At 53.0% G+C, this 23,078-nt stretch carries 23 protein-coding genes (1 of these 23 cut by a window edge); 15 read left to right on the forward strand and 8 right to left on the reverse strand.

Features of this window, described 5'->3' with window-relative positions; all coding sequences use genetic code 11:
* Window positions 1-456 carry the 5' portion of a rhomboid family intramembrane serine protease gene (locus PUV54_RS00425; protein WP_274493538.1) on the reverse strand. Its footprint begins 306 nt before the window's first position, so the window shows 456 of its 762 coding nt (coding positions 1-456); it begins with the start codon at window positions 454-456; its stop codon lies beyond the left edge, outside the window.
* 148 nt (window positions 457-604) lie between these two features.
* Between PUV54_RS00425 and PUV54_RS00430 the strand changes: the two genes are divergently transcribed.
* The 4 genes from PUV54_RS00430 (at window position 605) to PUV54_RS00445 (ending at window position 3,858) form a co-directional block, all read left to right on the forward strand.
* Entirely contained in the window at window positions 605-1,309 is a 705-nt protein-coding gene (locus PUV54_RS00430) for a PilZ domain-containing protein (RefSeq protein ID WP_274493539.1), read from the forward strand.
* A gap of 30 nt (window positions 1,310-1,339) precedes the next feature.
* A complete protein-coding gene (locus tag PUV54_RS00435; RefSeq protein WP_274493540.1) occupies window positions 1,340-1,969 on the forward strand; it encodes a GYF domain-containing protein in 630 nt (209 codons plus the stop codon).
* A gap of 264 nt (window positions 1,970-2,233) precedes the next feature.
* Window positions 2,234-3,004 (forward strand): PhoH family protein, encoded by a 771-nt coding sequence (locus PUV54_RS00440; RefSeq protein WP_274493541.1) that lies wholly within the window; start codon window positions 2,234-2,236, stop codon window positions 3,002-3,004.
* A gap of 92 nt (window positions 3,005-3,096) precedes the next feature.
* Window positions 3,097-3,858 carry a hypothetical protein gene (locus PUV54_RS00445; RefSeq protein WP_274493542.1) on the forward strand — a complete coding sequence of 254 codons (762 nt, stop codon included), beginning with the start codon at window positions 3,097-3,099 and terminating at the stop codon, window positions 3,856-3,858.
* Between the two features lie 18 nt (window positions 3,859-3,876).
* On the opposite strand, the gene PUV54_RS00450 is transcribed toward PUV54_RS00445, so the two are convergent.
* Window positions 3,877-5,295, reverse strand: coding sequence for a hypothetical protein (locus tag PUV54_RS00450; RefSeq protein ID WP_274493543.1), 1,419 nt, complete (start codon window positions 5,293-5,295; stop codon window positions 3,877-3,879).
* Window positions 5,296-5,306: 11 nt separating this feature from the next.
* Window positions 5,307-5,531, reverse strand: coding sequence for a DUF3126 family protein (locus tag PUV54_RS00455; RefSeq protein ID WP_274493544.1), 225 nt, complete (start codon window positions 5,529-5,531; stop codon window positions 5,307-5,309).
* Window positions 5,532-5,627: 96 nt separating this feature from the next.
* Here PUV54_RS00455 and PUV54_RS00460 point away from each other — a divergent pair, with 96 nt between their 5' ends.
* Complete coding sequence (locus tag PUV54_RS00460; RefSeq protein ID WP_274493545.1) at window positions 5,628-6,095, forward strand: copper chaperone PCu(A)C; 468 nt, start codon at window positions 5,628-5,630, stop codon at window positions 6,093-6,095.
* Between the two features lie 4 nt (window positions 6,096-6,099).
* Here the strand turns inward: PUV54_RS00460 and PUV54_RS00465 are convergent, their stop codons facing one another.
* Window positions 6,100-7,302 (reverse strand): hypothetical protein, encoded by a 1,203-nt coding sequence (locus PUV54_RS00465; protein ID WP_274493546.1) that lies wholly within the window; start codon window positions 7,300-7,302, stop codon window positions 6,100-6,102.
* Between the two features lie 268 nt (window positions 7,303-7,570).
* On the opposite strand from PUV54_RS00465, the gene PUV54_RS00470 reads away from it, so the two are divergent.
* The 4 genes from PUV54_RS00470 (at window position 7,571) to PUV54_RS00485 (ending at window position 11,714) form a co-directional block, all read left to right on the forward strand.
* Window positions 7,571-9,460, forward strand: a complete 1,890-nt coding sequence (locus PUV54_RS00470) for an ABC-F family ATP-binding cassette domain-containing protein (protein ID WP_274493547.1) — start codon at window positions 7,571-7,573, stop codon at window positions 9,458-9,460.
* A gap of 61 nt (window positions 9,461-9,521) precedes the next feature.
* Window positions 9,522-9,815 (forward strand): chorismate mutase, encoded by a 294-nt coding sequence (locus PUV54_RS00475; RefSeq protein WP_274493548.1) that lies wholly within the window; start codon window positions 9,522-9,524, stop codon window positions 9,813-9,815.
* Between the two features lie 27 nt (window positions 9,816-9,842).
* Complete coding sequence (locus PUV54_RS00480) at window positions 9,843-10,676, forward strand: class I SAM-dependent methyltransferase (protein ID WP_274493549.1); 834 nt, start codon at window positions 9,843-9,845, stop codon at window positions 10,674-10,676.
* A gap of 84 nt (window positions 10,677-10,760) precedes the next feature.
* Window positions 10,761-11,714 carry a calcium/sodium antiporter gene (locus tag PUV54_RS00485; protein ID WP_274493550.1) on the forward strand — a complete coding sequence of 318 codons (954 nt, stop codon included), beginning with the start codon at window positions 10,761-10,763 and terminating at the stop codon, window positions 11,712-11,714.
* Here the strand turns inward: PUV54_RS00485 and PUV54_RS00490 are convergent.
* Together PUV54_RS00490 and PUV54_RS00495 are read right to left on the reverse strand one after the other, a co-directional pair.
* Window positions 11,704-12,051 carry a TraR/DksA family transcriptional regulator gene (locus PUV54_RS00490; protein WP_274493551.1) on the reverse strand — a complete coding sequence of 116 codons (348 nt, stop codon included), beginning with the start codon at window positions 12,049-12,051 and terminating at the stop codon, window positions 11,704-11,706. The two genes, PUV54_RS00485 and PUV54_RS00490, sit on opposite strands and share 11 nt — an antisense overlap.
* Window positions 12,052-12,075: 24 nt before the next feature.
* Window positions 12,076-12,525 carry a DNA polymerase III subunit chi gene (locus PUV54_RS00495; RefSeq protein WP_274493552.1) on the reverse strand — a complete coding sequence of 150 codons (450 nt, stop codon included), beginning with the start codon at window positions 12,523-12,525 and terminating at the stop codon, window positions 12,076-12,078.
* Window positions 12,526-12,721: 196 nt separating this feature from the next.
* On the opposite strand from PUV54_RS00495, the gene PUV54_RS00500 reads away from it, so the two are divergent.
* Window positions 12,722-13,774 (forward strand): hypothetical protein, encoded by a 1,053-nt coding sequence (locus tag PUV54_RS00500; RefSeq protein WP_274493553.1) that lies wholly within the window; start codon window positions 12,722-12,724, stop codon window positions 13,772-13,774.
* A complete protein-coding gene (locus PUV54_RS00505; protein WP_274493554.1) occupies window positions 13,771-14,847 on the forward strand; it encodes a M23 family metallopeptidase in 1,077 nt (358 codons plus the stop codon). Before PUV54_RS00500 ends, PUV54_RS00505 begins: the two co-directional genes overlap by 4 nt.
* 51 nt (window positions 14,848-14,898) lie before the next feature.
* Here PUV54_RS00505 and PUV54_RS00510 read toward each other — a convergent pair whose 3' ends face one another.
* Window positions 14,899-15,450 (reverse strand): pyridoxamine 5'-phosphate oxidase family protein, encoded by a 552-nt coding sequence (locus PUV54_RS00510; RefSeq protein WP_274493555.1) that lies wholly within the window; start codon window positions 15,448-15,450, stop codon window positions 14,899-14,901.
* Between the two features lie 12 nt (window positions 15,451-15,462).
* Window positions 15,463-16,953: a leucyl aminopeptidase gene (locus PUV54_RS00515; protein WP_274493556.1), complete on the reverse strand. Its 1,491-nt coding sequence runs from the start codon at window positions 16,951-16,953 to the stop codon at window positions 15,463-15,465.
* A gap of 167 nt (window positions 16,954-17,120) precedes the next feature.
* Between PUV54_RS00515 and PUV54_RS00520 the strand changes: the two genes are divergently transcribed.
* From PUV54_RS00520 to PUV54_RS00535, 4 genes are all read left to right on the forward strand, one after another.
* On the forward strand, window positions 17,121-18,233 hold the full coding sequence (locus tag PUV54_RS00520; protein WP_274493557.1) for an LptF/LptG family permease: 1,113 nt from the start codon (window positions 17,121-17,123) through the stop codon (window positions 18,231-18,233).
* Window positions 18,233-19,327, forward strand: coding sequence for an LPS export ABC transporter permease LptG (gene lptG / locus PUV54_RS00525; RefSeq protein WP_274493558.1), 1,095 nt, complete (start codon window positions 18,233-18,235; stop codon window positions 19,325-19,327). Before PUV54_RS00520 ends, lptG begins: the two co-directional genes overlap by 1 nt.
* 130 nt (window positions 19,328-19,457) lie before the next feature.
* Complete coding sequence (locus PUV54_RS00530; RefSeq protein WP_274493559.1) at window positions 19,458-21,683, forward strand: LPS-assembly protein LptD; 2,226 nt, start codon at window positions 19,458-19,460, stop codon at window positions 21,681-21,683.
* 79 nt (window positions 21,684-21,762) lie between these two features.
* Window positions 21,763-23,076 (forward strand): peptidylprolyl isomerase, encoded by a 1,314-nt coding sequence (locus PUV54_RS00535; protein ID WP_274493560.1) that lies wholly within the window; start codon window positions 21,763-21,765, stop codon window positions 23,074-23,076.
* The last annotated feature ends 2 nt before the right edge of the window (window positions 23,077-23,078 follow it).

Here is a 23,078-nt window from a genome sequence, read left to right on the forward strand (position 1 = left end):
ATGAAATGCAATGAAAGCTAAGGCGCCAGCTATGCCGCACAAAAGATAAAACGATACGAATAAACCCGCGCTGGCGAAGCCTGTAAATGATTTTAGCGTGTCCACTGCCTTCATCCTCCGGGCCACAGGCGCGCCGAACGCCAACAGCCAAAGCATGTTCAACGCCAGATGCATAAACCCGGCATGCAGGAACATGTGGGAGATCAACGGGGACAGCATGTTCACCCACCCATGATGAGCTTCAGGCCCCATGAGGAACCATTTCGGCGTAACCGCCGCGATGCGAACCAGCCGGTCAGCGATTTGAATAGGCAGAAAAAGGAGGGCCGCCAACACGAACACATTCAGTGAGACGAGCAACAAGACGACGCCTGGAACATTAAACATTCGACGCCGGTCAAATTCGCCGCCGGGCCGGCGCAATTCGTAAGGGACTTTGCCTGAATACCCGACCATGCGTTCAATACTGTCCCATTTTGGCTCGACTACGAGCCGTTACCGGTACGCGAGTCTGAAATGTAAACATCCGTAGGGCCGAGCGCAAACCTTTGTTCACTTAAGCGGGATAGGCTTTTTGCGAGATTTCATAAGCCGCAGGATAGTCATGGTTAAAATCCAGCAGCAACCGGACCCAAATGGGAACAACAAAGCGCCGGCGTTAGATGAAGAGACCGAACGCCGTCTGCACCAGCGTGCGGATTTACCATTGAAGGTGCGATTTTTGACCGATAGCGGCTGCGAATGGACAGGCATGGTCACAAATATTTCCGCTGGCGGAGCCATGATCCGTGCAAAATACCCTCCCGGATTTGGTCAAAGCGTCGTGCTCTATATCGACCAAGTCGGCCGTATCGAAGGAAAAGTCGTGCGTTCGGAAAGCGAAAGCTTTGCCGTCAGCTATCGGCGAAAACGCGCTAAACACGCCAAACTCGCGGATGAACTTACGACGGCCATGCATACTCGCCACCGAAAAATTGATCGGCGCGGGAGCCCGCGCGTGAAACATGATGCGCCCGCCACTGTTTACCTCGAGGATGGCAGGGTTATTCAGTGTGCGATCCTTGATATTTCCTTAACTGGCGCATCAATCGAAATCAGCCCTCGCCCCCCATTGGGCATGCACCTCATTCTGGGACGCATGACAGCGAAGGTGATCCGCCGCCACGAAAAAGGGGTAGGCGTTGTCTTTACGGGGGCTGCGGACCGGATGGATGAAGTGATCGCGCAATCAGGAGACGAAGAACCGGAGCCATATTCCCCTCCTGGCCCGGAACTTGCTCGTTCCTTCGGAAAAAAGGGCGCACGCTGAATCTCGCGCGTTTACGATTAAGGATAGCTCATGCTCGCTGCTGAGAACTGGTGTTTGAAAGTCGAAGATAAGGTTTACGGACCTTATACGTCTGAACAGATGCGTAAATTCGCACATGAGGGCCGCCTTGCCCCATGGTCGATGATCGCGCCTGCCGGCGGTCGATCATGGCGCGAAGCGCGATCCGAAGCTGTGTTTGCCAATTTCTTTGGCGTTCAAAAAACACCTGGCCCCAAGAAAGAAGACAAAGTCTTCGGCAAGCGTAACGATTGGGACGATGACTTTGAAAAGCAGTCAGCACCCGCCAATGACAAACCTGCAAACTCACCCAACCAGGTTCGCCAGACGCAAAATCGCAAACAACATGAAATACAGGCTGCAAACTTCATTCTGATTTTCGATGTGGTCAGCGGCGCTGCAAGCCGCGTCGAAGCAGCCGTATTAAGCCTCGGCCAGGCGTTTCGTATTGCTGACAATGTATGGAGTGTTTCCTGCGAACTGACGGCTGTCGGCGTGCGCAATGCGATTGCCCCCTATCTTCGCGGCAGCGAGTCCATCTTCGTTGTTGACGCAACACGCGGGCGTACATCCTGGCGCAATTACGCACCAGAAACACAGTCAAAAATCACCGCTGCTTACTTAACTGCGAGAGTCGCTTAATTCGCGCCTCATGTCATTAACACTTGCGAATTTTTTCTGACAATCGCGATTACTCTCGGCGCTTTCCTGCAAACGCTGTATAGTCACATTGGTGACTGATTCGCGGGAACGCCTTTAAAGGAGTATCGGGCGTCAGGATGCAGGCAGTAAACATAAGCCGAATTATCTACGCTGCACTAAGTGCGTATGAGAGTTCGTATCGCCGTCTTTTCATTTCTCGCTTTCGTCGCCGTTTCACCATTTCAATAGTTATTGGAGGCGTAAATGGCCAAACGCACGGCGCGTCGCGCAGCGCGGCGCTTGCAGGAGCATGTGCTTTACGATGAAGATTCGAATGTAAGACACCTATTTGACGAACCCCAATGGTCGCCTCTCGATAATACAAAATACAAAAGCGATAATCGCGAACAAAAATATCGCAAGAACATAAAAGCCCAGAACCCATCCCAGCAACAAATGCTGGATGCTATCGACGAGGCGCCGCTTGTTTTTGCTACCGGCGCTGCTGGTACCGGAAAAACCTACCTCGCCATTGCCAAAGCTGTTGAGGCGCTGGATTCAGGATCCGTGCGGCGCATCATCCTTTCCCGGCCAGCAGTTGAAGCTGGAGAGAGTCTCGGTTTTCTACCTGGCGACATGGAGGAAAAACTGTCTCCATACCTCCGCCCGCTCTACGACGCGTTGTGCGACCGGCTTTCATCAAAGAGATTAAAGGCCCTGATGGCCGAAGGGGTCATCGAAATCGCTCCAATCGCCTATATGCGGGGGCGCACCCTGAATAACGCCTATATCGTCATCGATGAGGCGCAGAATTGCACCTACGGTCAGCTCAAGATGCTGTTGACCCGCCTCGGCTGGAATTCGTCCATGGTCGTCACCGGCGATCCTGCTCAAAGCGACCTGTTGCCAGGCCTTTCCGGCCTCAACGATGTGGTGGAAAAGCTCGAAGCCCTTGATAATGTTCGTGCGATCCGATTCTCGCGAGAGGATGTGGTGCGCCACCCATTGGTCGCGGAGATGATTGACGCCCTTTAAAGATTTCCCGCCGCCGGACCTCGGGATTTGCGCCCAGCCCAGGGCGTGGTAAGGACGCTGTCTTCCGCTACTTGTGTAATACGAGGATGGTGATGAGTAACGGTTACGGGTTCGGCGGCGAAGAAATCAAACAGGAATCAAGCTGGCGTTATCCGCTTGGCATTTTCATGGCGACGCTCGTTCTGTGCGCCATATTTTTGTACTATTATGTTGGTCCGAGCGTTGAGGACTTTTCCGGCAACACGCCTAGCCCGGCCATTACCGAAGAACCAATTCGCGTTGAAATCGGCGGCATCGTTTTTAGCCCTGCAGCGAACTATACGGTCTATCCGCGCGCGCGCCGCGGCGGGGCTCGCGATGAGGTTGTACTTTATGCCTTATGGCCGACTATGAACGGCTACACGCCAGCCCAGCGAAAAGAATTTATTGATAACGATCCAGACACTCGCCGTATTGATATTACGATTTCAAAGCGATCGTCGGTTTTTACAGAGAGCCAAAGATTCGAACGGCTTTATCTTCCTGAAACCATCGACCAGCGCGGCGTGAGAACGCCTTATCAGTTAACAAAGTTCAATTTCAAGGATCAGCGCTCAAACGTGCCAACGAATGGCTATGCAGATACAGAGCTGTTCGTCGGCACTGACAAGGACGAGGATCTGGCGGCGCTTTTCTGCTTCAAGGAACTTGAAGAAATAAGCAGCCCTGAATGTTGGCGCGAGTTCGAGTATGGCGACACAATTGAAGTAAGCTATCGTTTCAAACGTCCGTATTTGCCTGAATGGCGCTCACTTGACGCCGCAGTTCAGGACTTCGTCAGAAAGCTTGATCAGTCTACGCTGGCTGAAGAGTAATCAGGCACGGATCGAAATTTAATATTTCTGCGTTTGCGAGCTAAGAGCGACCATCATGACGGGCGCGATCAGCAGCCCGATCAATACGCTGACAGCAAAGTATCCGGCTGTCTCAACACCTGTTTCCCACTCAAAAGCGTATGAGGACGCGAGAAACGCGCTTGCACTTGCGCCAACGGAAATCAAAAAGCGGCGTAAACCATCGCTCATTGCGTTTTGGGTTATATCGCGGGCATTGCGCCAAAGATCACCGGCATTCCGCCAACTAATCGTCAATTGCGAAAAAGCGATAGCCGCTAGCGCCATCGCCGCCAACCGGTCAGCAAGCGCAGGCAGGGTCAGCCCTACAATCGCGTAGAGATAGTGCGCAAAAAGACCACTGACGAATAATAACGCGACGATCAACAAGCTTGTTCTGATTGATACATATGCAATGCCAGCCGCCGCCAAGATTAAAGCTAGAAAGACAACTGTACTGGCAAATGCTGGCGCACCAACTTCAAAGAAAGCCAGCACAATCACAACACCGATGATCGCGCATGCCGCCAGCGCCGTAGTGGAAGGAAGCAATCGGCGCAGCGGGCGCCAGTTTTCCGAAAAAGCCTGACGCCGACGATTTTCATCTACTGCCGTTTGCTCTGTCGGGATAAATAAAGCTAAGGCAGCAGTGGTGCTAACGAGCGCGGTCACGGCCGCACAAAGAGTGACCGCAATGGCGGAAAACACAACTTGCGCCTCCGCTATCCCGAAATTTGCATGAAAAGAAACTATCCCGGCAAAGATAGCGGCAGCAATCGCGGAAAACACAGACGGCGCTAATGCGGCGTGGCCCGCCGCTGCCGCAGCAGACTTCGACGGCGCGCCTCTTGCAAAGTTAACGGCGAAATCCGCGCCGACGCCAAGGCCGACGGTCACTCCCGCTGAAAAGGCAATTGCCAATATCGATGCGTTGAAAGGCGTCTCAAGCGATCCCTGAAAACCAAGATAGCCCGCACCGCCTGCGACACCGATTAAAGCGGCTAGCGGCGCGATCACGCCAAGTCGAAGGGCATTGCGTATTAACGGCGACAAAACCGCCAAATAAAAGAAAAAACACACGCCCCCCAAAACAACGACTCGAGGGAGCGGTAACGGCGCTATCGACACCATCCCAACAGCGTCAACCGTGAGCATAACGCCGACCGCCAGCATCACCGTTAAAAAAAGAGCGCCGATAAAGCGCTTCTGTGGTGCGAATCCCGCAAGCGCCAGCGGTGCGCAAATAAGGACAATGCCGCCGATCAAAAACCGGCCAACGATGTCTCCCGCTCCTGCTATTGACGAGTGGCGAACGCCAAGCACGCACAGCATCAAGGCCGCTAACGCAAGCACCGTCGTCGCCAGAACCGGGCGATTAGCAGACAGCTTTCCAATTAACCCGGAAGGGGCGCCCGGCAATGCTCACCTCTTCAGCTGGCCGGCTTCGCCGGCAGGTCGATTTCGAGGATCGCCATGTTGAAATCGTAAGACACGTCGCCGTCCTCGTCATCACGAAAGATCACGCCGATAAACTCATCGCCGAGGTAAACTTCAGCCGAATCATCTTTGTTCGCCCTGCCCCGCACCGTCAGATTCGGCACCGAGAACTTTGCTCCCAAATACTGTTGCAACCGGGCGATTTCGCTCGCATCCATAACGCTATTGTCCTTTACTTGCGCCCGTCATAACCATATCCGCTCGAGGCGCCAACCGTAGCGGCTGCTGTGATTACCAATTCAAGGAGATGAAGGGTGAGATTCTTTCGTAATACGGCTTTTTTGGCCGCTGTTTTTTTGGGGGCCTGCTCCGCCGGCAACCAAAACGACTGCAGCAGCGACAGCATTACCGTAAGCGAAGCCTGGGCGCGTCCCGGACAGAACATGAGCGCTGCCTATCTGCGAATCTGCAACGGCGCTGATTCGCCCGACAAGCTTGTCAGCGCTTCTTTCAACGGCGCCGATGCTGTGGAACTGCATACGACAACGCTAGACGAGGAAGGCGTCGCCAGGATGGCGCCGATGACTGATGGGCTTGAGCTTCCGACCGGCTCGGAAGTGGTCATGGAGCCAGGCGGGGCGCATATCATGTTCATTGGCCTGACTTCAGCCATTGAAGAAGGTGACGAACCTGTCCTCTCCCTCAAATTTGAAAACGCGCCGCCAGTCGAAATTGCGCTCGAGGTTCGCCAGTCCGATAGCGCATCACATAGCAGCCACTGATTGGTTACTCAAACCGGTTACGGTCGCGGAACGTCACGATCTGCAATTTATCCTCGCCCACGTGATCACGGATGGTGGCGTCGAGGTCTACGATATGGAACCGGCTCCACTCGTTCGATTCAACAACCTTGAACATCATGGAAGTCGCCCGGCGCATAATGGCGCCCGCGAGAAGCACATAGACAAGAGACGACCCAACAAACGTAATCAACAAATTCATTGACGCATTATCTGCGATCAAAAACGTCAGGAAACCCACAAACAGCACTGCGGTTACCGCAAGGCCGCCAACCCAATAAAGTGTCGTATTTCGTCGCATCTGATAAAACTTGTTACGCAATACCAGCTCACACAGAAAAAGACGCATAGCGAACCAGTGATAAGCCAAGGTCCAGGAACCAGCCTCATCCTTTAGTTCTTCGCGCTGCCCCATACGTTTGTCGCGCTCCACATTTAACGCACGTCGTTTGGCGACCTGAAAGTTGTTATTGATGCGTGCAAATTTTGACGTGATGTAATTGTCGAGATTCATCAGGTTCCGCTGCTGCACAACCTTATAAGGCCAACTGAAAACAAAGAATGCGAGCAAAACCGCCCCTACTGCGCCCGCGCCTAGCACCACTGCTGAGAACTCTCCAACAACCCCCATTACGCTTAGTGTGGATTGCTCCATATCAGTTTGCAGGAAAAACAATGCGGCGGAGAAGCTGATCAGAAATAACGCCGGCATCCAGTAAAGCAGCATACGGCGCGTGTTCGCATTCAGCGTTCTTCGAAAAAGCGTCGTTACTTCCAGAAAACGCCGGTCAATACTGTTCGCGTCAAAGCCTAGTGCATCGTTTAAATAATCCTGCTCAACTTCCTCATAAAAAAAGTCACCACGCGTGAATAATGGAAATCTGTAGCCGTAAAACGCTCTTGCATTCGCTGCATATTCCGTTGCTTGCTCCAATGTCAGTTCAGAAGCAGAACGCTCGGTCAGTCGTGGTCTGGGCAATTGTGTGAATAAAAATGTTTCAACGCCTGTGGGTGGTTCTTCGGTATATTCTTGTTGCAACAACTCCACTGCAGCAGCGCCAGCGACCACGGACCCGCCTGCGTTTGCTGTTGTCTTCGTCGATGCCCTCGCCTCCCGTGCCGTCGCCTTAAGCAAACGGCCAAACACCCGGAATGGAAAAGTCAAAAACTTGAAAATTTGTCCCAACATCATCCGCCCTCCTCTCTTTATTGAGAAATGGCGATTGCCGGTTTTAATTCAATATCTGTCTGAAAACATTCATAAATTTCGCATGTGCGCAAAAACGCTGGCCGCTGAACATTACGTATAATATTCACATTTTCTATTTCTCAAGCATAGGTGCGTTGAAGGCACAGTTGCCAAAAGAGAAGTATTTGCGGATCAAGCCAATGCTTATGCAACTCATTGAACTACAGCCCTTTCACAATGACTAAGCGGCGGCTAAAAGCGCGCCGTCATGCTGCATATCAACGACCTCACATACCGGATCGAAAACCGCCTTTTGTTTGACCAGGCAACGGCGGCGATTTCCGACGGCTGGAAAGTCGGTTTTGTGGGGGCCAATGGTTCCGGCAAATCGACATTGCTGCGCATGATCAAAGGCGAGCTGTACGCTGGCGATGATGAGATATCGATCCGCAAAAACCGGCGCTTGGGGGCGGTCGATCAGGAAGCGCCATCCTCAGACATTAGTCTGATTGAAACGGTGCTTGCTCAAGACAAAGAACGCGCCGCGCTGATCGCAGAATCAGATTCTGCAACAGACCCTCATCGTATAGCGGAGATCCAGACGCGCCTGGCGGACATAGACGCGCATTCGGCCGAAGCCCGTGCAGGTTCAATATTATCGGGTCTGGGGTTTTCCGCTGAGGATCAGCGCCGGGCCTGCGCTGAGTTTTCCGGCGGCTGGCGCATGCGCGTCGCGCTCGCGGGTGTCCTGTTTTCAGCACCCGATCTCCTGCTACTCGACGAGCCTACAAACTATCTTGATTTGGAAGGCACAATCTGGCTTGAGGCGTATCTGAAACGCTACCCTTACACGACACTGATCGTTAGTCACGACCGAGCTTTGTTGAATAACGCTGTCACACACATCATGGCGCTGGAACACGGAAAACTTTCGGTACACGCTGGCGGCTATGACCTCTATGAGAAAAAACGCGCCGAGGCGCGCGCGCAGGCCGCATCGTTTCGCGCGCGTCAGGAAGCGCGGCGCAAACACATGCAAGCATTTGTAGATCGCTTTCGCGCCAAGGCGTCAAAAGCAAAACAGGCGCAAAGCCGAGTCAAAATGCTGGAACGGCTTGAAACGGTCGCTGAGCCGATTTCGGCGCGAACTATACCGTTTCACTTCCCCAACCCGAAACCCATGGCGCCGCCGATCATACGTGTGGTGGACGCTGACCTTGGTTACGAGGAAGGGAAGCCTGTTTTACATAAAGTCAATCTGCGCCTCGACCATGATGATCGCATCGCTATTTTGGGGCCGAACGGCGAAGGAAAATCAACACTCGTCAAAGCGCTGTCGGGGCGTTTGCCTCCGCTTGCCGGTAATATCTACAAGCACAAAAAACTTGGCGTCGCTTATTTTGCACAACATCAGCTTGATGAGTTAAAACCGAAACAATCTGCCTACGATCACGTTCGCGAACTCATACCCAATGCAACTGAAGCCGAAACAAGAAGCGCGGCCGCGCGGCTGGGCTTTGGACCGGAAAAAGCTGATACGAAAGTTGAAAAACTTTCTGGTGGTGAAAAAGCACGTTTATTGTTGGGGTTGATCACTTTTCACGGCGCCCATCTGCTGATCCTCGACGAACCCACTAACCACCTCGACATCGGCGCGCGCGAAGCGCTTGTGGAAGCGCTCAATGATTTTCAGGGCGCTGTCTTGCTGATTACCCATGACGCGCACCTCGCCTCCTCCGTCGCTGATCGTTTATGGCTGGTAAACAAGGGCGCCGCGTCACCTTATGACGGCGATCTTTCAGACTATCGCGAGCTGATCATTGCCTCCAGCAAGACAGCCCCCAAACAGGATACAAAGAAACCCGCTGCGAATGTGAAAGAGCGTACTCGCAAGGCATCTGCCGAGTCGCGCCTGTCGCTTCAACCTCTCAAAAAAGCTGCTGAAGCGCTGGAGAAGCGTATTGAAGCGCTAAACAACACAATGACCCGGCTTGACGCCGCCTTGGCCGAACCTGGCCTTTTTGAGACCAACCTTCCTCGCGCCACAAAGCTTTCGAAAGAACGAAGCGCGCTGCTGAATGCCATTAGTCAAGCTGAAACGGAATGGCTTGAAGCGTTGGAACAATACGAAAATGCAAAAGCATTGGCAGACGCCTGATAACCTGGTCGCAAATCTTGTAAATTGCTTTTAAACTTCCGCCTCAAAGAGGAAGAACGCGATGAAAAAAGCTGCCGACTGCAAAACCATGGATGAGGTACGCACCGAAATAGACCGGGTTGACCGCGCCCTTGTCGACCTTCTTGCTGAGCGCTGGACTTACGTCGACCGCGCCTGGGTGTTTAAACGGTCCGCGGCAGAAGCGTCCGTACCGTGGCGCAATCGCGACGTGATCGAAAAAGTACGTTCTCGCGCCAACACTGCCGGCATGCCGCCGGAGATGGCCGAAGCGTTATGGCGGCTCATTATCGGCTGGGGCATCCAGTATGAGGAAGAACGGCTGCGCGAAAAATAGCGGGCCCACGCAAGGGGAGATGCGTTTATGACAAAGATTGAAGATTTCATCGCCGGACGCTCGCCAGCCGAGATGTACGAAACCTATCTAGTTCCAGGATTCTTCAAACCCTTCGCGGAACAAATGATAGAAAACGCCGTCGCCGGCTCAAAATATATTGATGTCGCCTGCGGTACTGGCATCGTGTCGCGTACACTCGCGGCCAAATTGGACGACAACGTTTCGATTGACGCACTCGACATGGCGCCGCCCATGATCGATGTGGCGAAACAGCAGACTGTATCGAGTGTTGTCAAATATCATCTTACGCCTGCTGACGCCCTGCCCTTCGATGACGCCTTATTTGACGGGGCTTTTTGCCAGCAAGGCATTCAGTTTTTTCCAGCGAAAGAAAAAGCCTTCGAAGAAATCTTTCGAGTGTTGAAGCCGGGCGGGCGATTCTACGCCGCCATATGGCTTCCGGCAAAAGAAGCAAACGTCGTCTTTGCAAGCTTCGAAAAAGCCATTGGACGACACCTTGGCGAAGACTTATTGCCTCTAGGACCGTTTTCTTTTGGCAACCTGGAACGACTCCGGCGGCTCGCGACAGATGGCGGCTTCAACATTGAGACCCTTGAATCCCGAACATTACTGACCGTCTTGCCCTCTATTCGCGACCTGGTGCTGTTTGACGTTTTATTCCTTGGCAGGCCAGGCGCCGACGGCAGCCTGCAGCCTGTGATCAGGCCGAACGACCCTGCGGGAGACGAAATAGTCGAACAAATGATTGCTGAAATGACCGAGGATCTTGAGCCGTACATAGGTGACGACGGTCGGCTCTATACGGATGCAACAACATACTTTCTGGCAGCAAACAAATAAGTAAAAAAATTTCCGGCCGCCACTAACCAATTCAAAAATCCAACCCAAGTCTTGGTGCTGGTTACACATTGGAGCCAACGCTGCATGTCATGGCTATTCGTACTCGCCGGTCTTGTCATCCTCACCCTTGGGGCTGAAGCCCTGATACGAGGCGCTACGGGACTCGCGCGCCGTTTTGGACTCTCTGAACTGTTAATCGGTCTGACACTTGTCGGTTTTGGCACTTCAACGCCTGAACTTGTTTCCAGCGTTCAGGCCGCCCTTTCCGGCGCACCGGGCATCGCCGTCGGTAATGTCGTCGGGTCGAATATCGCCAATATTTTGTTCATACTTGGTATTTCAGCCGCCATCGCACCTATTGCGATCGAACCCAAAAGCTTTCGCCGCGACATGCCAGCGCTTTTGGGCGCGACTGTCATCGCAATTGCGATCATGATGATGGGAGAAATAGGCAGATTGGCTGGCGCAGGTTTTCTCCTCCTGTTGGCTTTATACATCGGCTACGCATATGTCACGGAAAGTCGCGCCACGTCTGCGCCGGAACCTATTCGGCATGAGGCGGAAGCCGCTCAGCTCGCCGGGGCGCAATCATCCTTTTTAGCAATTTTCCTCTGCTTCGGCGGGCTTGCCTTACTGGTTGTTGGCGCCAAGCTGCTTGTGTCGGGGGCCATAATGGTCGCGGGCGCCTTCGGCGTATCCGAAGCGATCATCGGCCTGACCATCGTTGCGGTCGGTACTTCATTACCTGAACTTGTCACCTCAGTTATGGCGGCGGTTCGGGGCAAAAGTGATCTCGCCCTTGGCAACGTCGTTGGTTCAAACCTCTACAACCTACTCGGAATTCTGGGCGCGACGGCACTGGTAAAACCTCTGACCATTTCCGTTGAGATATTGCGGTTCGATGTCTGGGTCATGCTTGCCGCGACAGGCGCAATGGCTCTCTTCGCAATGACGAAACATCGAATTGAGCGCTGGGAAGGCGCCGTTCTATTTATCAGCTACGGCGCTTACATCGCTTATCTTGCGGTTACCGCGTGACAGCACCGGCGCATGGCGCGCAGTGGGCAGCGGTCAAATCAATTTCCAGGCGTCTTTCGCTGATTTTCTCTCCGCACTCTACGCAAAATCCGTATTCACCTTCTTCTATTCGCACCAGCGCCGCCTTTATCTTTTTTAACTCATTTGCCCGGCGCGCTTCCTGAGCATTCGCCATGGCCTGCTGCTGCAGAGCATCCTGACGAGACAGACGCCCTACCGACTGTTGATCAAGTTCCACAGGTTTGCGGGCGTCCCTTGCACCGGATGACAGCGTCTTCAACTCAGCCTCGCGGTCTTTGAGTTTTTTCCTGAAATATAAAAGCTGCGTTTCGTTCATACTTAACATCGGCCGGACAGACGCCTAGGCTTGTTTCTCCCACTTGCCGGCAGGAGATTGTTTCCAATAAGTCGCTTCGTGATTATCGGTTTTCACCTCTTTCCAAAAAGTGCGGGCGTCTTCCAGGGCGTCGTCATCACGGCCATCAAAAATGAGAACGCACCGGACAAAGCTCGACAGCGAAGACATATCCGCCTTGGCGCCATCAGTGAGGAACAGGACATCGGCGTTGTTGGGAACGTCATTATTGTCAGTCAGCCAGACGGGCTGCCCTGCACCCTCTCCCGCCGACGCATGGGGCAGAAAAGACTCCTCTCGATAGGTCCACAAAAAATTGTCGAGTTTTTCAACGCGCGCGCGCGAGCCTGCACGCACAACCGCCTTCCATCCGCGCTCAAGCGTCTTCTCTAAAAGCCCCGGCAACACGTCTTCAAGCGCGCCACGCTCAAGATGATAAAATAAGACTTCTGTCATAATATGAGATTTACGACGTTTTTCAGTACTTTGGAATGCAGTTCGTTTGGCGTTTGACACCTAATGACTATTGGGAAAAGCTGTAAGCCGCAACCAGACGTTCAATGCATGACGCATGGTTGGTCTCTACAACAGTAATTGCGTTCTCTTTCTGCGCGGCGCCAGCTGCGCTTGGTCACATTCACAAAGGGAATCGATGATGCAACCATATCTAGTTACGTCTCTGGCTGCTCTTTGCGCCGTTCTGGTTTTTTCAGACGCCACAGCACAGACCAGAGCAAGGCAGCAATTGCAGCTAACCGACGGCAATCAGGACAATACGATAACGCTTCCAGCGACGCTGGGCGATAAAATATCGCTTTACGGTAATCGCCTTGGGCAAGCCAATATGTACGGCTTCGGCATCGCCGCAAACACATTGACATACAAGTCCGCGAACACCCATCAATGGTATGTCAACGGCACCGAACGCATGTCGCTCGCCGGCGATATTCTCAGCGTAGATAAGTTATCCGCGCCCTCCACGCTAGGCGATAAGATTTCATTGTTTGGCAACAGGTTTGGTCAGGCCAACATGTACGGTTTTGGAATCGCCGCGAATACGCTTTATTACAAGTCCGCCAATACGCATAAATGGTATATCGATAATTCGCCATCGATGACGCTCGTGAACGGACGCTTGGGAATCGGCACGCAGTCACCGGATCATGAACTTATTGTTCAGGGTAATGATCCGGCCATGCAAATCCGAGATGATACAACGGATAATTCAGCAAACGCTGCGAGGCTGGAATTACTAGAAAGAGCCGGAGGTAACTATAACGGCGGCGCATATTTCTGGTGGAACGGCGAGACCAACAAGCTTCTTATCGGCACGAAAAACGAAGGCAACAATCGGAACATCCTCATTCTCGATAGGGGAACAGAAAACGTCGGTATCGGCACCCAGAATCCAGGCAGCTATAAGCTGGCGGTAAACGGGAAAATCCGTGCAAAAGAAATTGTGGTGGAAACAGGTTGGTCTGATTTTGTTTTTGAGGACGACTATGTTTTGAGACCGTTGAGCGAAGTCAAAAGCTTTATTGAAGACAATGGCCATCTGCCTGACGTTCCTTCAGCAAAAACGATTGAATCGGAAGGCGTTAGCCTGGGCGAGAACCAGGCCGTCCTGTTGCGAAAGATCGAGGAGCTGACGCTTTATACCATCGCGCTTGAGGAACGCTTGGCCGAGCTTGAGGCAGCGCGATGAGACGGCCTCTTATCCTTCTCTTCTCAGCGATCGCACTGCCCGTTGCCGCGCAGACGCCAGCCGCTAAGGGCGTATATCGTTTGCCCTATCCTGATGGAACGCAGGTCAACATCGGAAACGACCACACAACCCATTCGCCAACACGCAACCGTCTTGACATGAGTGCGTCAACGGCAGGCCAAACAATCGTCGCCGCCGCAGCAGGCGTCGTCCGCATTGTTGTGGACGATAATAATACTGTTTGTCTGCCCACCCCTTCTTCTAGCCTGTTAGCTTTTGATCAGGACGATGACGATAGTATTTCCGATTTTGAACTGTTGGCGGCTTACAACGCTTCGTCTTCAAACCGGACAACGATCCAAAATGCATTCACAGCACGTTGTAATGCTTTTTCTACTTCAAGTGCACGATGTTGCATCCGCTCTGTGGAAGATCCCCTACCGCAAAACTGCGCCTGGATGGGCGCTCCGGCAGGGACAACGTGCGGCGCAGGAACTGACGGCAATGGCCCGAACAATTACATCTGGATAGAACACCCGAATGGCGAGTGGACAAAGTACACGCATATCCAGACCAATAGCGCTCTTGTGTCTGAGGGCCAGAATATTGTTGCGGGAACGCCACTCGGTATCGAAGGCGATGTCGGAATCGCTACTGGCCGTCATGTGCATTTTGAAGTTGCAGGTATTGAAAGCGCCGATGAGATCGGAGCCCAAGGCTGGCTTAATGATGTTGACAATGTCGGCAATCGGAATTTGCGCAACCGGGTTCCGACCTTTTGCCAGGTTGGGGTTGTTGAACAAGGTCAATCCGAAACAGCGGCGAAATGTGATGACCTTTGCGGCAATGCGAGTGAATCGGTTAGCGGCGCGACGACATCAGGCAATTCACCGCGTTTGGTGCAGGCGACAAATACCGTCACATCAACTTCAACAGTTGGGGCGAATAGCGGCCTAGCCTTACGGGCAGGTCAAAAAATCACGCTGCAACCTGGGTTTAGTGCAACCAATGGCGGTTTTTTCGCTGCTGAAATCGGCGCCTGCGACGCACCAGGCGGCACAGGTGACGGATAAAAAATGCCAGTAACAAGCAGCGCTGCGTATGACTTCAAATAGCGCTGCTTGTTATTCCTTATCGACCAGCAGGCCTGTTTCAAAACCGTCAATGCTGGTCGTGTTTTTTTCACGCCAATAGTCGCGAATACCGTCCTCGCCCTTCGCAGTAGACCATTTGCGCAACACGTGGCGCTCGCTGACAAAGCTCATTTCCGGAACGGCGTAACCGCAACTGGTTTGAACCGACTCGATATCGATAAATATAATCTGCCGGGCGCCGGGTAACTCCGGAAACATTGCCTGATGCGTCACAAACGTTTCCTCTCCACTCGCCACCGCTCTACCGCGCCCGTAAAGCCGCAATATCAACGGCTTCTTGTCAAAACTATTGAACATGACCGTGATGCGCCCATCTCTTTTTATGTGAGCGGCTGTTTCATTACCGCTGCCTGTGAGATCGAGGTAAGCGCATGTAGTGTCACTAAAAACGCGAAATGTATCCTGCCCTTTGGGTGAAAGGTTTATGCGGCCATCGGCGGCTGCAGTCGCCACAAAAAACATCGGTTGATTTGCGATAAACTTTTTATGGTCATCCTGCAGCCGGTCGAAAAACTCCGCCATATTGTAACTTGTTTACCCTTCGTGATTAGCGCGAACATACTCATCAAGAAGGCGCACGCCAAAACCAGATCCACCTTTCGGGCATGTCGGTTTATCTTTCTGGTTCCAGGCCATCCCGGCAATATCAAGATGGGCCCAGGACACGCCGTCCTTGATAAACCGGCCAAGGAATGCCGCGGCGGATGAAGATCCGGCGCCCTTGCCGCCAATATTTTGCATGTCTGCAATCTCCGACTTGATCATCTCATCGTGTGCTTGTGTAAGAGGCATGCGCCAGAGCTTGTCCCCGCTCGTCTCCCCCGCTGCGTCGAGCTGTTTTGCGAGCTTGTCATCCTTTGTGAACATGCCCGCGAATTCGTGGGCTAGAGCAATGATGATCGCACCAGTCAGCGTCGCTAAATCAATGACAGCCTTTGGCTTGTAAGTCTCCTGTGTCCACCAAAGAGCGTCCGCGAGGACAAGACGGCCCTCGGCATCCGTATTCAAAACTTCGATCGTCTGTCCCGACATAGACTTCACGACATCGCCGGGACGCTGCGCCTTACCGTCAGGCATGTTCTCGACAAGCCCGACAACGCCAATAACGTTCGCCTTGGCTTTCCGCCCAGCAATCGCCGCCATTGCCCCTGTAACCGCGCCGGCGCCGCCCATGTCCCACTTCATGTCTTCCATATTCGGCGCGGGCTTTAAAGAGATGCCGCCAGTGTCAAAAGTAACCCCCTTGCCGACAAAGGCGACAGGCGCCTCGCCTTTTTTGCCGCCAAGCCACTCCATGGCGACGAGCTTGCTCTCACGCGCAGAGCCTTCGCCGACACCGAGAAGCGATCCCATACCGAGTTTTTTCATCTCGGCCTCACCAAGCACTTTCACTTTTACGCCCAGCTTCGACAGCGCCTGGCATTGTTTAGCGAAAGAGTCCGGGTAAAGAATGTTGGCTGGCTCTGAAACAAGGTTTCGCGTCAAGAAAACACCATCATTCACTGCATCATAGGCCGCAAAAGTTTCTTTCGCTTTTGCAGCCGCCGTCTGAACAGTAACTTTCGCCAGCATCGGCTTATCGTCTTTTTCTTCTTTCGTGCGATATTTATCAAAGCGGTACGACTTCATCTTCGCGCCGATGGCGACACGCGCGGCGAATTCATCATTTGCGAGTTTTTTGACTGTAAGCCCCGTCAGGGCGATTACAGCATTTTTATCCCGTCCCGAAAGCAGACGCGCGGCGGCATTTCCGCCCAAGGCTTCCGCGTCAAGCGGTGAGAAGCCTTTTGAAGCCCCCGCCCCGATTAAAATGATCCGGCTGTTTCCAATGCCGGCGGGCGCCACGACTTCCAGAATTTTTCCCTTTTTCGCCTTAAATGCTAATGACTTTTCTGCGCGCGCAAGCGCGCCGTCAGTTGCCTTGTCTAGATCATCATAGGCTTTAGGCTTGCCGCCATCCTCAAAAACAGGAATGACAATTGCGCCTGTTTTCGGCAAAGCGGCGGTGGAAAAAGCGATTTGCATGAAAGTCCTCTTTTTCAGTTGTCAGCGTCAATGTTTTGTTCAAATACGCCGTTGTCTTCAAGGCCAGCCCAAAGGATTTAGGCTTGTGAGTGTTTGTGCTAGGCCGAGCCAAGATTCAAGAGCGCCAGATTAGCGGCAGCGCAGCATAAAGAAAGAGCATCCATCCGGTGAACAGCCTTGACAGATACCTTCTGCGTCAATGCATCACTCCGTTATTTATGATCCTCCTGGTCACAACGGCGGTCGTATGGATGACCCAAAGCCTGCAACGTATTGAGATAATCGTCGAATACGGACAAGGCTTGTGGACGTTTCTATTCTTGAGCCTGCTCATCATTCCCAGCCTTTTGGCGATCATCATTCCCTTCGCTCTTTTCGGCGCGGTTGTTTATGCGCTTCACAGACTGCACTCAGATAGCGAGATCGCGGTGATGTTCGCTGCTGGCGTCAGCCGTTGGCGACTTTCGGCGCCCTTGCTCGCGATCTCGGTGGTTGCGGCGCTTGCAACCTTCTACGTCAATGTCGACTTGATGCCGCGCTGCTATCGCGTATTGAAGTTGAGTGTGGCTGAAATACGCGCCGACTTCGCCAACTCGCTTATCCGCAGTGGTGAATTCGTCAACGTTTCTGATGGACTGACTGTTTATGTCGACGATACGCGCGGCGAAAACCAATATGTCGGACTGCTGATCAACGATTATCGAAACGCTGACAAACGCGAAATCTATATGGCGGAGCGTGCAATCCTGCAGGATACGGATGCGGGTACAATGCTGTTATTAAAAGACGGCAATTTACAAACAGAGGCCAGCTATACCGGTAAAATTGACATCATACGTTTCGACGATTGGGCATTGAATCTATCTGCGTTCGGCAATGGTCCGGGAGAATTGCAGCTTGAACTGACGGAGCGTTATCTCGGCGAGTTATTAAATCCGGACATGTCAAAACACTACGATCGCACATATGCCGGCAAACTCATTGCGGAAGGTCACGGCCGGATCGCTTCGCCCCTATACGCCCTAGCCTATGTTCTGGTTGCGTTATATACGTTAATCGGCGGCGCTTATACGCGGCGCGGTTACTTTTTAAGGGTGGCGGTCGCTGGCGCTGCGGTCTTTGGTCTTCGCATTGCGGGCTTCGTCGCTCAAGGGGCTGCAGGAGAATCAGGGATGATCGCACTGATTTACGCACCGCCCCTGATTGCTATCGTGACCTTGACAATCCTGCTGTACGCTCCGGGAACGATCCGTTTCATGCGCCCGAAGGAAGCTGCCTGATGCCGCCGGCAACTTTGTTCAATTATATCGCTTTGCGCGCCATTATCGCTATTGGCGGCTTGTTCGCCATTCTTGCAAGCCTTGTCATGCTTGTTGATTTCATCGAGAATTTACGTTTCGCTGGGAAAGCCGCTGGCGGCGATTTTGGCCTTGCGCTTAGCCTAACCATTTTAAAAGCGCCGTCTCTCACTCAAACGCTCATTCCTTTTGTATTCCTGTTTGGTTCGATCTGGATGTTCCATCAGCTGAACAAACGATCAGAGATCTCTGTCATGCGCTCGGCCGGCCTTTCCGTTTGGCGTCTGATCGGGCCAGCCGCCCTGATCGCGTCAATCTCAGGACTTGTCATTATAACCATTATCGACCCGCTTTCGGCCGGGTTGCGCGGACAGGCCGAGCTCTTGAAAAACCGGAATGAAGGCGCAGACAGAAATCTTGTTCAAGTTTTCGGAGACGGTATCTGGTTGCGCCAACAGGACAATACGAAGAAGCTAATAATCAACGCCAAGAATTTTGACGAAGAACGCGCCGCGCTGGAAGATGTGACGATCTGGCGGTTTACTCTAGAAAATAAGTTTGAAGAGCGCATCGATGCTGAGGAGGCCTACCTCTCTGGTCGAACGCTCGAATTACATGATGCCCGATTGCGAGGGCCTGGTTCGGATCGGGAACGTTACACGCCAATTTTTGCTGTTGAAACGTCCCTGAGCGCCGGCAACTTGAGGGAACGGGTCGCGCCGCCCGAAACGATGTCTTTGTGGCGTTTGCCGGAGTTTATTCTACTTGCCGAAGCAGCAGGCCTACCGACAACCCGGTATAATATCCGGTTTCACGACCTGTGCTCGACACCCCTTAAACTCCTCGCCATGGTCCTTATCGCTGCTGCATTTTCGATGCGGCCAGGCCGAGCCGGCGCCGGCTTGGAACTAGCGATCTTATCAATACTCGCAGGTTTCGCCCTTTACATTTTGTCGGAAATTTCCACAGCCTTGGGTGAATCTGGCCTCGCGCCTGTCGCCCTCGCAGCCTGGACGCCGGCAATCGTCGCAAGCCTCGCCGCCCTGACGACTTTGCTCCATCTAGAAGACGGGTAGATTCAAGGCTGTAACCGGCTGGACCTCGTCCAACCGCTCATATAACTCTAAGCTGTCAGCAACCAGTGATTCGCGCCGCGAAGGGCTATCTTACGTGTCCAGAAGTAACCGCCTTATTGCGCGCCTTTTAATGACGACATTTCTGGCAGGCGGCTGCTTTGCCGGGATGACCGCTGAGCCCGTGGCGGCGGCCAGTTCGGCGGAAGAAAGCGACGACCCTGACCGGGTATTGTTCGAGGCTGACGTAGTTTCAAGGGATCAGGAAGACGGACCGATTGTCGCCGAGGGTGATGTCCGCGCCTATTTCGGAGAGCGGTATCTCCGGGCTGACAAGCTCATTTACAATCCATCAACTGACATCGTCGTCGCTGAAGGAAACGTTTCCATCACTGACGCTAATCTGGAGACGGCTTTCGCCGGGCGGGTCGAACTATCTGGTGACCTGAGAGACGGCATCGCAGAAAATTTCAGCGCCCTTCTGGATAATAACGCCCGCCTCGCCGCGGATACAGCCATACGGGAACAAGGCGCCCGTACACGGCTTAGCCGCGCCGTCTATACGTCATGCAATGTCTGTAACGATGAAGGCGAAGGTAAAACGCCAACCTGGCGAATAAAGTCTCTGCGCGTTACCCGTGATGAAGAACGCAAGGTGGTCAGGTTTCATCATGCGTTTTTAGAAATCAAAGGCGTGCCTATTTTATACGCGCCTTACCTGCAAACGCCTGACCCTTCTGTCGAACGGCAATCGGGATTTCTTCCGCCCAATATTGGGGCGTCAAGCCGTCTGGGGTTCAATGTCGAGCTTCCCTACTATCTCGCGATCTCAAACCATCAGGATGCAACACTATACCCTAAAATATCCGCCAGCGACGGCGTACTATGGCAGGGTGAATGGCGCCGGCGGAGCGAACGCGGTTATCACGTCTTACAAGGCGGCGTAATCGATTTTGACAACACTAACGAACCGGGAGTTCCCGGCGTACGATGGCATCTTTTCGGACGCGGTCATCGCCGGTTCGGCGATAACTGGCGTGTCAGCTATGATGTCGAACGCATCTCCGACGATACGTATTTGCGTCAGTACGATGTGGAAAGACGCGGCGACCTTCGTCAGGAACTGGATCGCGGACAAACTAACCAGTTGCGCAGCAATGGCCGGCTGGAATGGCGCAGTGGCGGGTCCCAACTCGTCGCTGATACATACGCATTCCAGGGACTGCGCGCGGCAGATGACTCCAGCACAACTCCTTATGTTCTCCCGCTAATCGACTTCCGCCACAACTTCAGAGGAAAAATCGCCGGTGGACGGGCTTCTATCGGGGCTAACTTTGCTTCGCTCTACCGAACCGGCGGCATTGATACGCAACGCTTTACGGCGAGCGCCAACTGGGATCGCGATATCATCACCAAAGGAGGACACCGTTTCCAGGCCTTTGCCGAAGCGCGCATGGACGCGTACCACTTGCGCGACCTTGATCAGGGGACGGAGATTTGCCTTGACGCAGCAAGTGACTGCGCTGCTTCCTTTCCCGGCTTTCGAACTTCGGGAAATACGACCGAGTTTGAAACGAGACTTGCACCGACTATAGGAGTGGAATGGTCCTACCCGCTGATGCGGGAGTTCCACGGTGCGCGCCTGTTTATTGAACCTAAAGTACAGCTTGTCGCCAGCATCGCAGATCAGAACCCTGACAATATTATTAATGAAGACTCTCAAAGCATCGAGTTCGATTATGCCGGTCTTTTTGATTATAACAAAGCGACCGGCTTTGACTCCTTTGAAGATGGGCAGCGCGTCAACATAGGCGTATCCGCCTCTGCGCTATTGCCAAACAACATCACTATTGAAGGAGCCGTCGGGCAACAGTTTCGCGCGCAGACGACCGATGCTTTCGAAAACTCCTCCGGTCTTGGTGAGAAATCTTCTGACATCGTCGGTTCTGTAAATGTTCGCATAGGCAATACAGCGGGCGTAGAAAACCGTTTCCGAATAGACAATGAAGACGGCGACATTCAACGCGCAGAATCCATGGCGTATTTCAGAACACGCCGCTTTACCGCCAATCTCAGTTACGTTCGACTGAACGAAGAAAACATCTCAAACAACCTTGTCCGGCGAGAAGAGTTGACGGCGAGAGGCGCACTAAAGGTAGCCAAATACTGGACAGTTGGCGGAGCTTGGCGGCTGGATCTTGAAAGCGACCGCACAATTCGGCAGGACTTCACCGTCGGCTACGAGGATGAGTGTTCGACTTTCGGCATCACTTATCGGCGTGATAGAACGCGAGACGCCAATCTCGAGCCGGATAACGCTGTTTTGCTGAGTTTTACGCTAAAATCCCTCGTTGATTGAGCGCTTGCACCAGCGCCAATTCCGACTATTTTCCACACTCGACCATGGCTGGGCCGAGACAATGGACCAAAGGACAAAAATGCGATTTTTTTCAATATGTTCAGTAGGTTGCATCCTTTTCCTCGCCAACCTGACCGCATATGCGCAACAGCAGACAACCCGAGAGGGGCTGACCAGCGATGAAGTCGTAGCCCGATCTGGGGTTCCGGCGAGCGCCGTCGCAGCAGTCGTTAATGACGCGGTCGTGACAACTTATGACGTTCGCCAGCGCATGCGGCTCATGCTAATCTCTGCCCGCGGCCAGATACCGCCCGAGGCTTTCCCACAACTTCAGGCCCAAGCCTTACAAGACCTCGTCGAAGAGCAATTGAAGATTCAGGAAACTGATCAGTTTGAAGTTACCGTTCCTGAGAGAGAAGTTGATCAGGAACTGACCGTGATGGCGGCCCAATCGAATATCAGTTTGTCTCAGCTTCTGGAGTCGTTGAAACAAACAGGCATTTCAGAACAATCGTTAAGACAGCAGGTTCGCACTGACATTGCATGGCCGCAACTTGTTCAGGGTCGGTATCAGGACCGTGTCCGGGTTAGCGAAGACGAAGTTGAAACAACTTTAGAACGGATGAGAGAGGACGCGAACAAAGAACAGTTTCTCCTGTCAGAAGTTTGCATCCCCGTTGATAATCCGTCTCAGGCGCAACAATATTATCAAGGCGGCTTGCAGCTGATCGAACAAATGCGCCGCGGCGTGCCGTTCGCAATCGTCGCGCAACAATTCTCCGCTTGTACGACGGCTGCAGTTGGCGGCGATATGGGCTGGGTCCGGGCCGGTGAATTGCCTCCGGAACTTGATACAGCGGTCAGAGAACTTCCTGTCGGTTCTGTTACCAACCCAATTCCATCCGAGGGCGCTTTTATGATTTTAGCCATCCGGGATAAGCGGGAAGCTGTCGTTCCGGGCGAACCGAGCTTTACCCTCGCCTATGCCGGCGCTGATGCTTCCATGGGCGGCAATGCTGCGCGAGCAGCGCTTGAAAAAATTAAAACGGCCGAGATCTGTTCCGGGAGCAACCTGCGCATCGATCTCGGCGAAGGGGTTGGGTATAGTTACCTTGAGAACGTGACCTTAGGTCAAATCAACGAAAAGTTTCGACCTTTTATTGAAGACTTATCTCGCGGGGACCAAAGCGCAGTGATTGAAGACGGTGGATATTATCATTCCGCCTATGTTTGCGATAAAGACGAAGGGTTAGGTCTTCCGTCACGAGACGCTTTGGAGAACCGGATTTATTCGCGGCAATTGTCCCGGATCGGCCGGCAATATCTTCGTGACCTTGAGCGTGAATCCATGGTCGATATTCGCGAAGAAAATCTACAGCCACCTAACGGCTAAAA

It is taken from the genome of Hyphococcus flavus (assembly GCF_028748065.1).
Classification (GTDB): Bacteria; Pseudomonadota; Alphaproteobacteria; order Caulobacterales; family Parvularculaceae; genus Hyphococcus; species Hyphococcus flavus.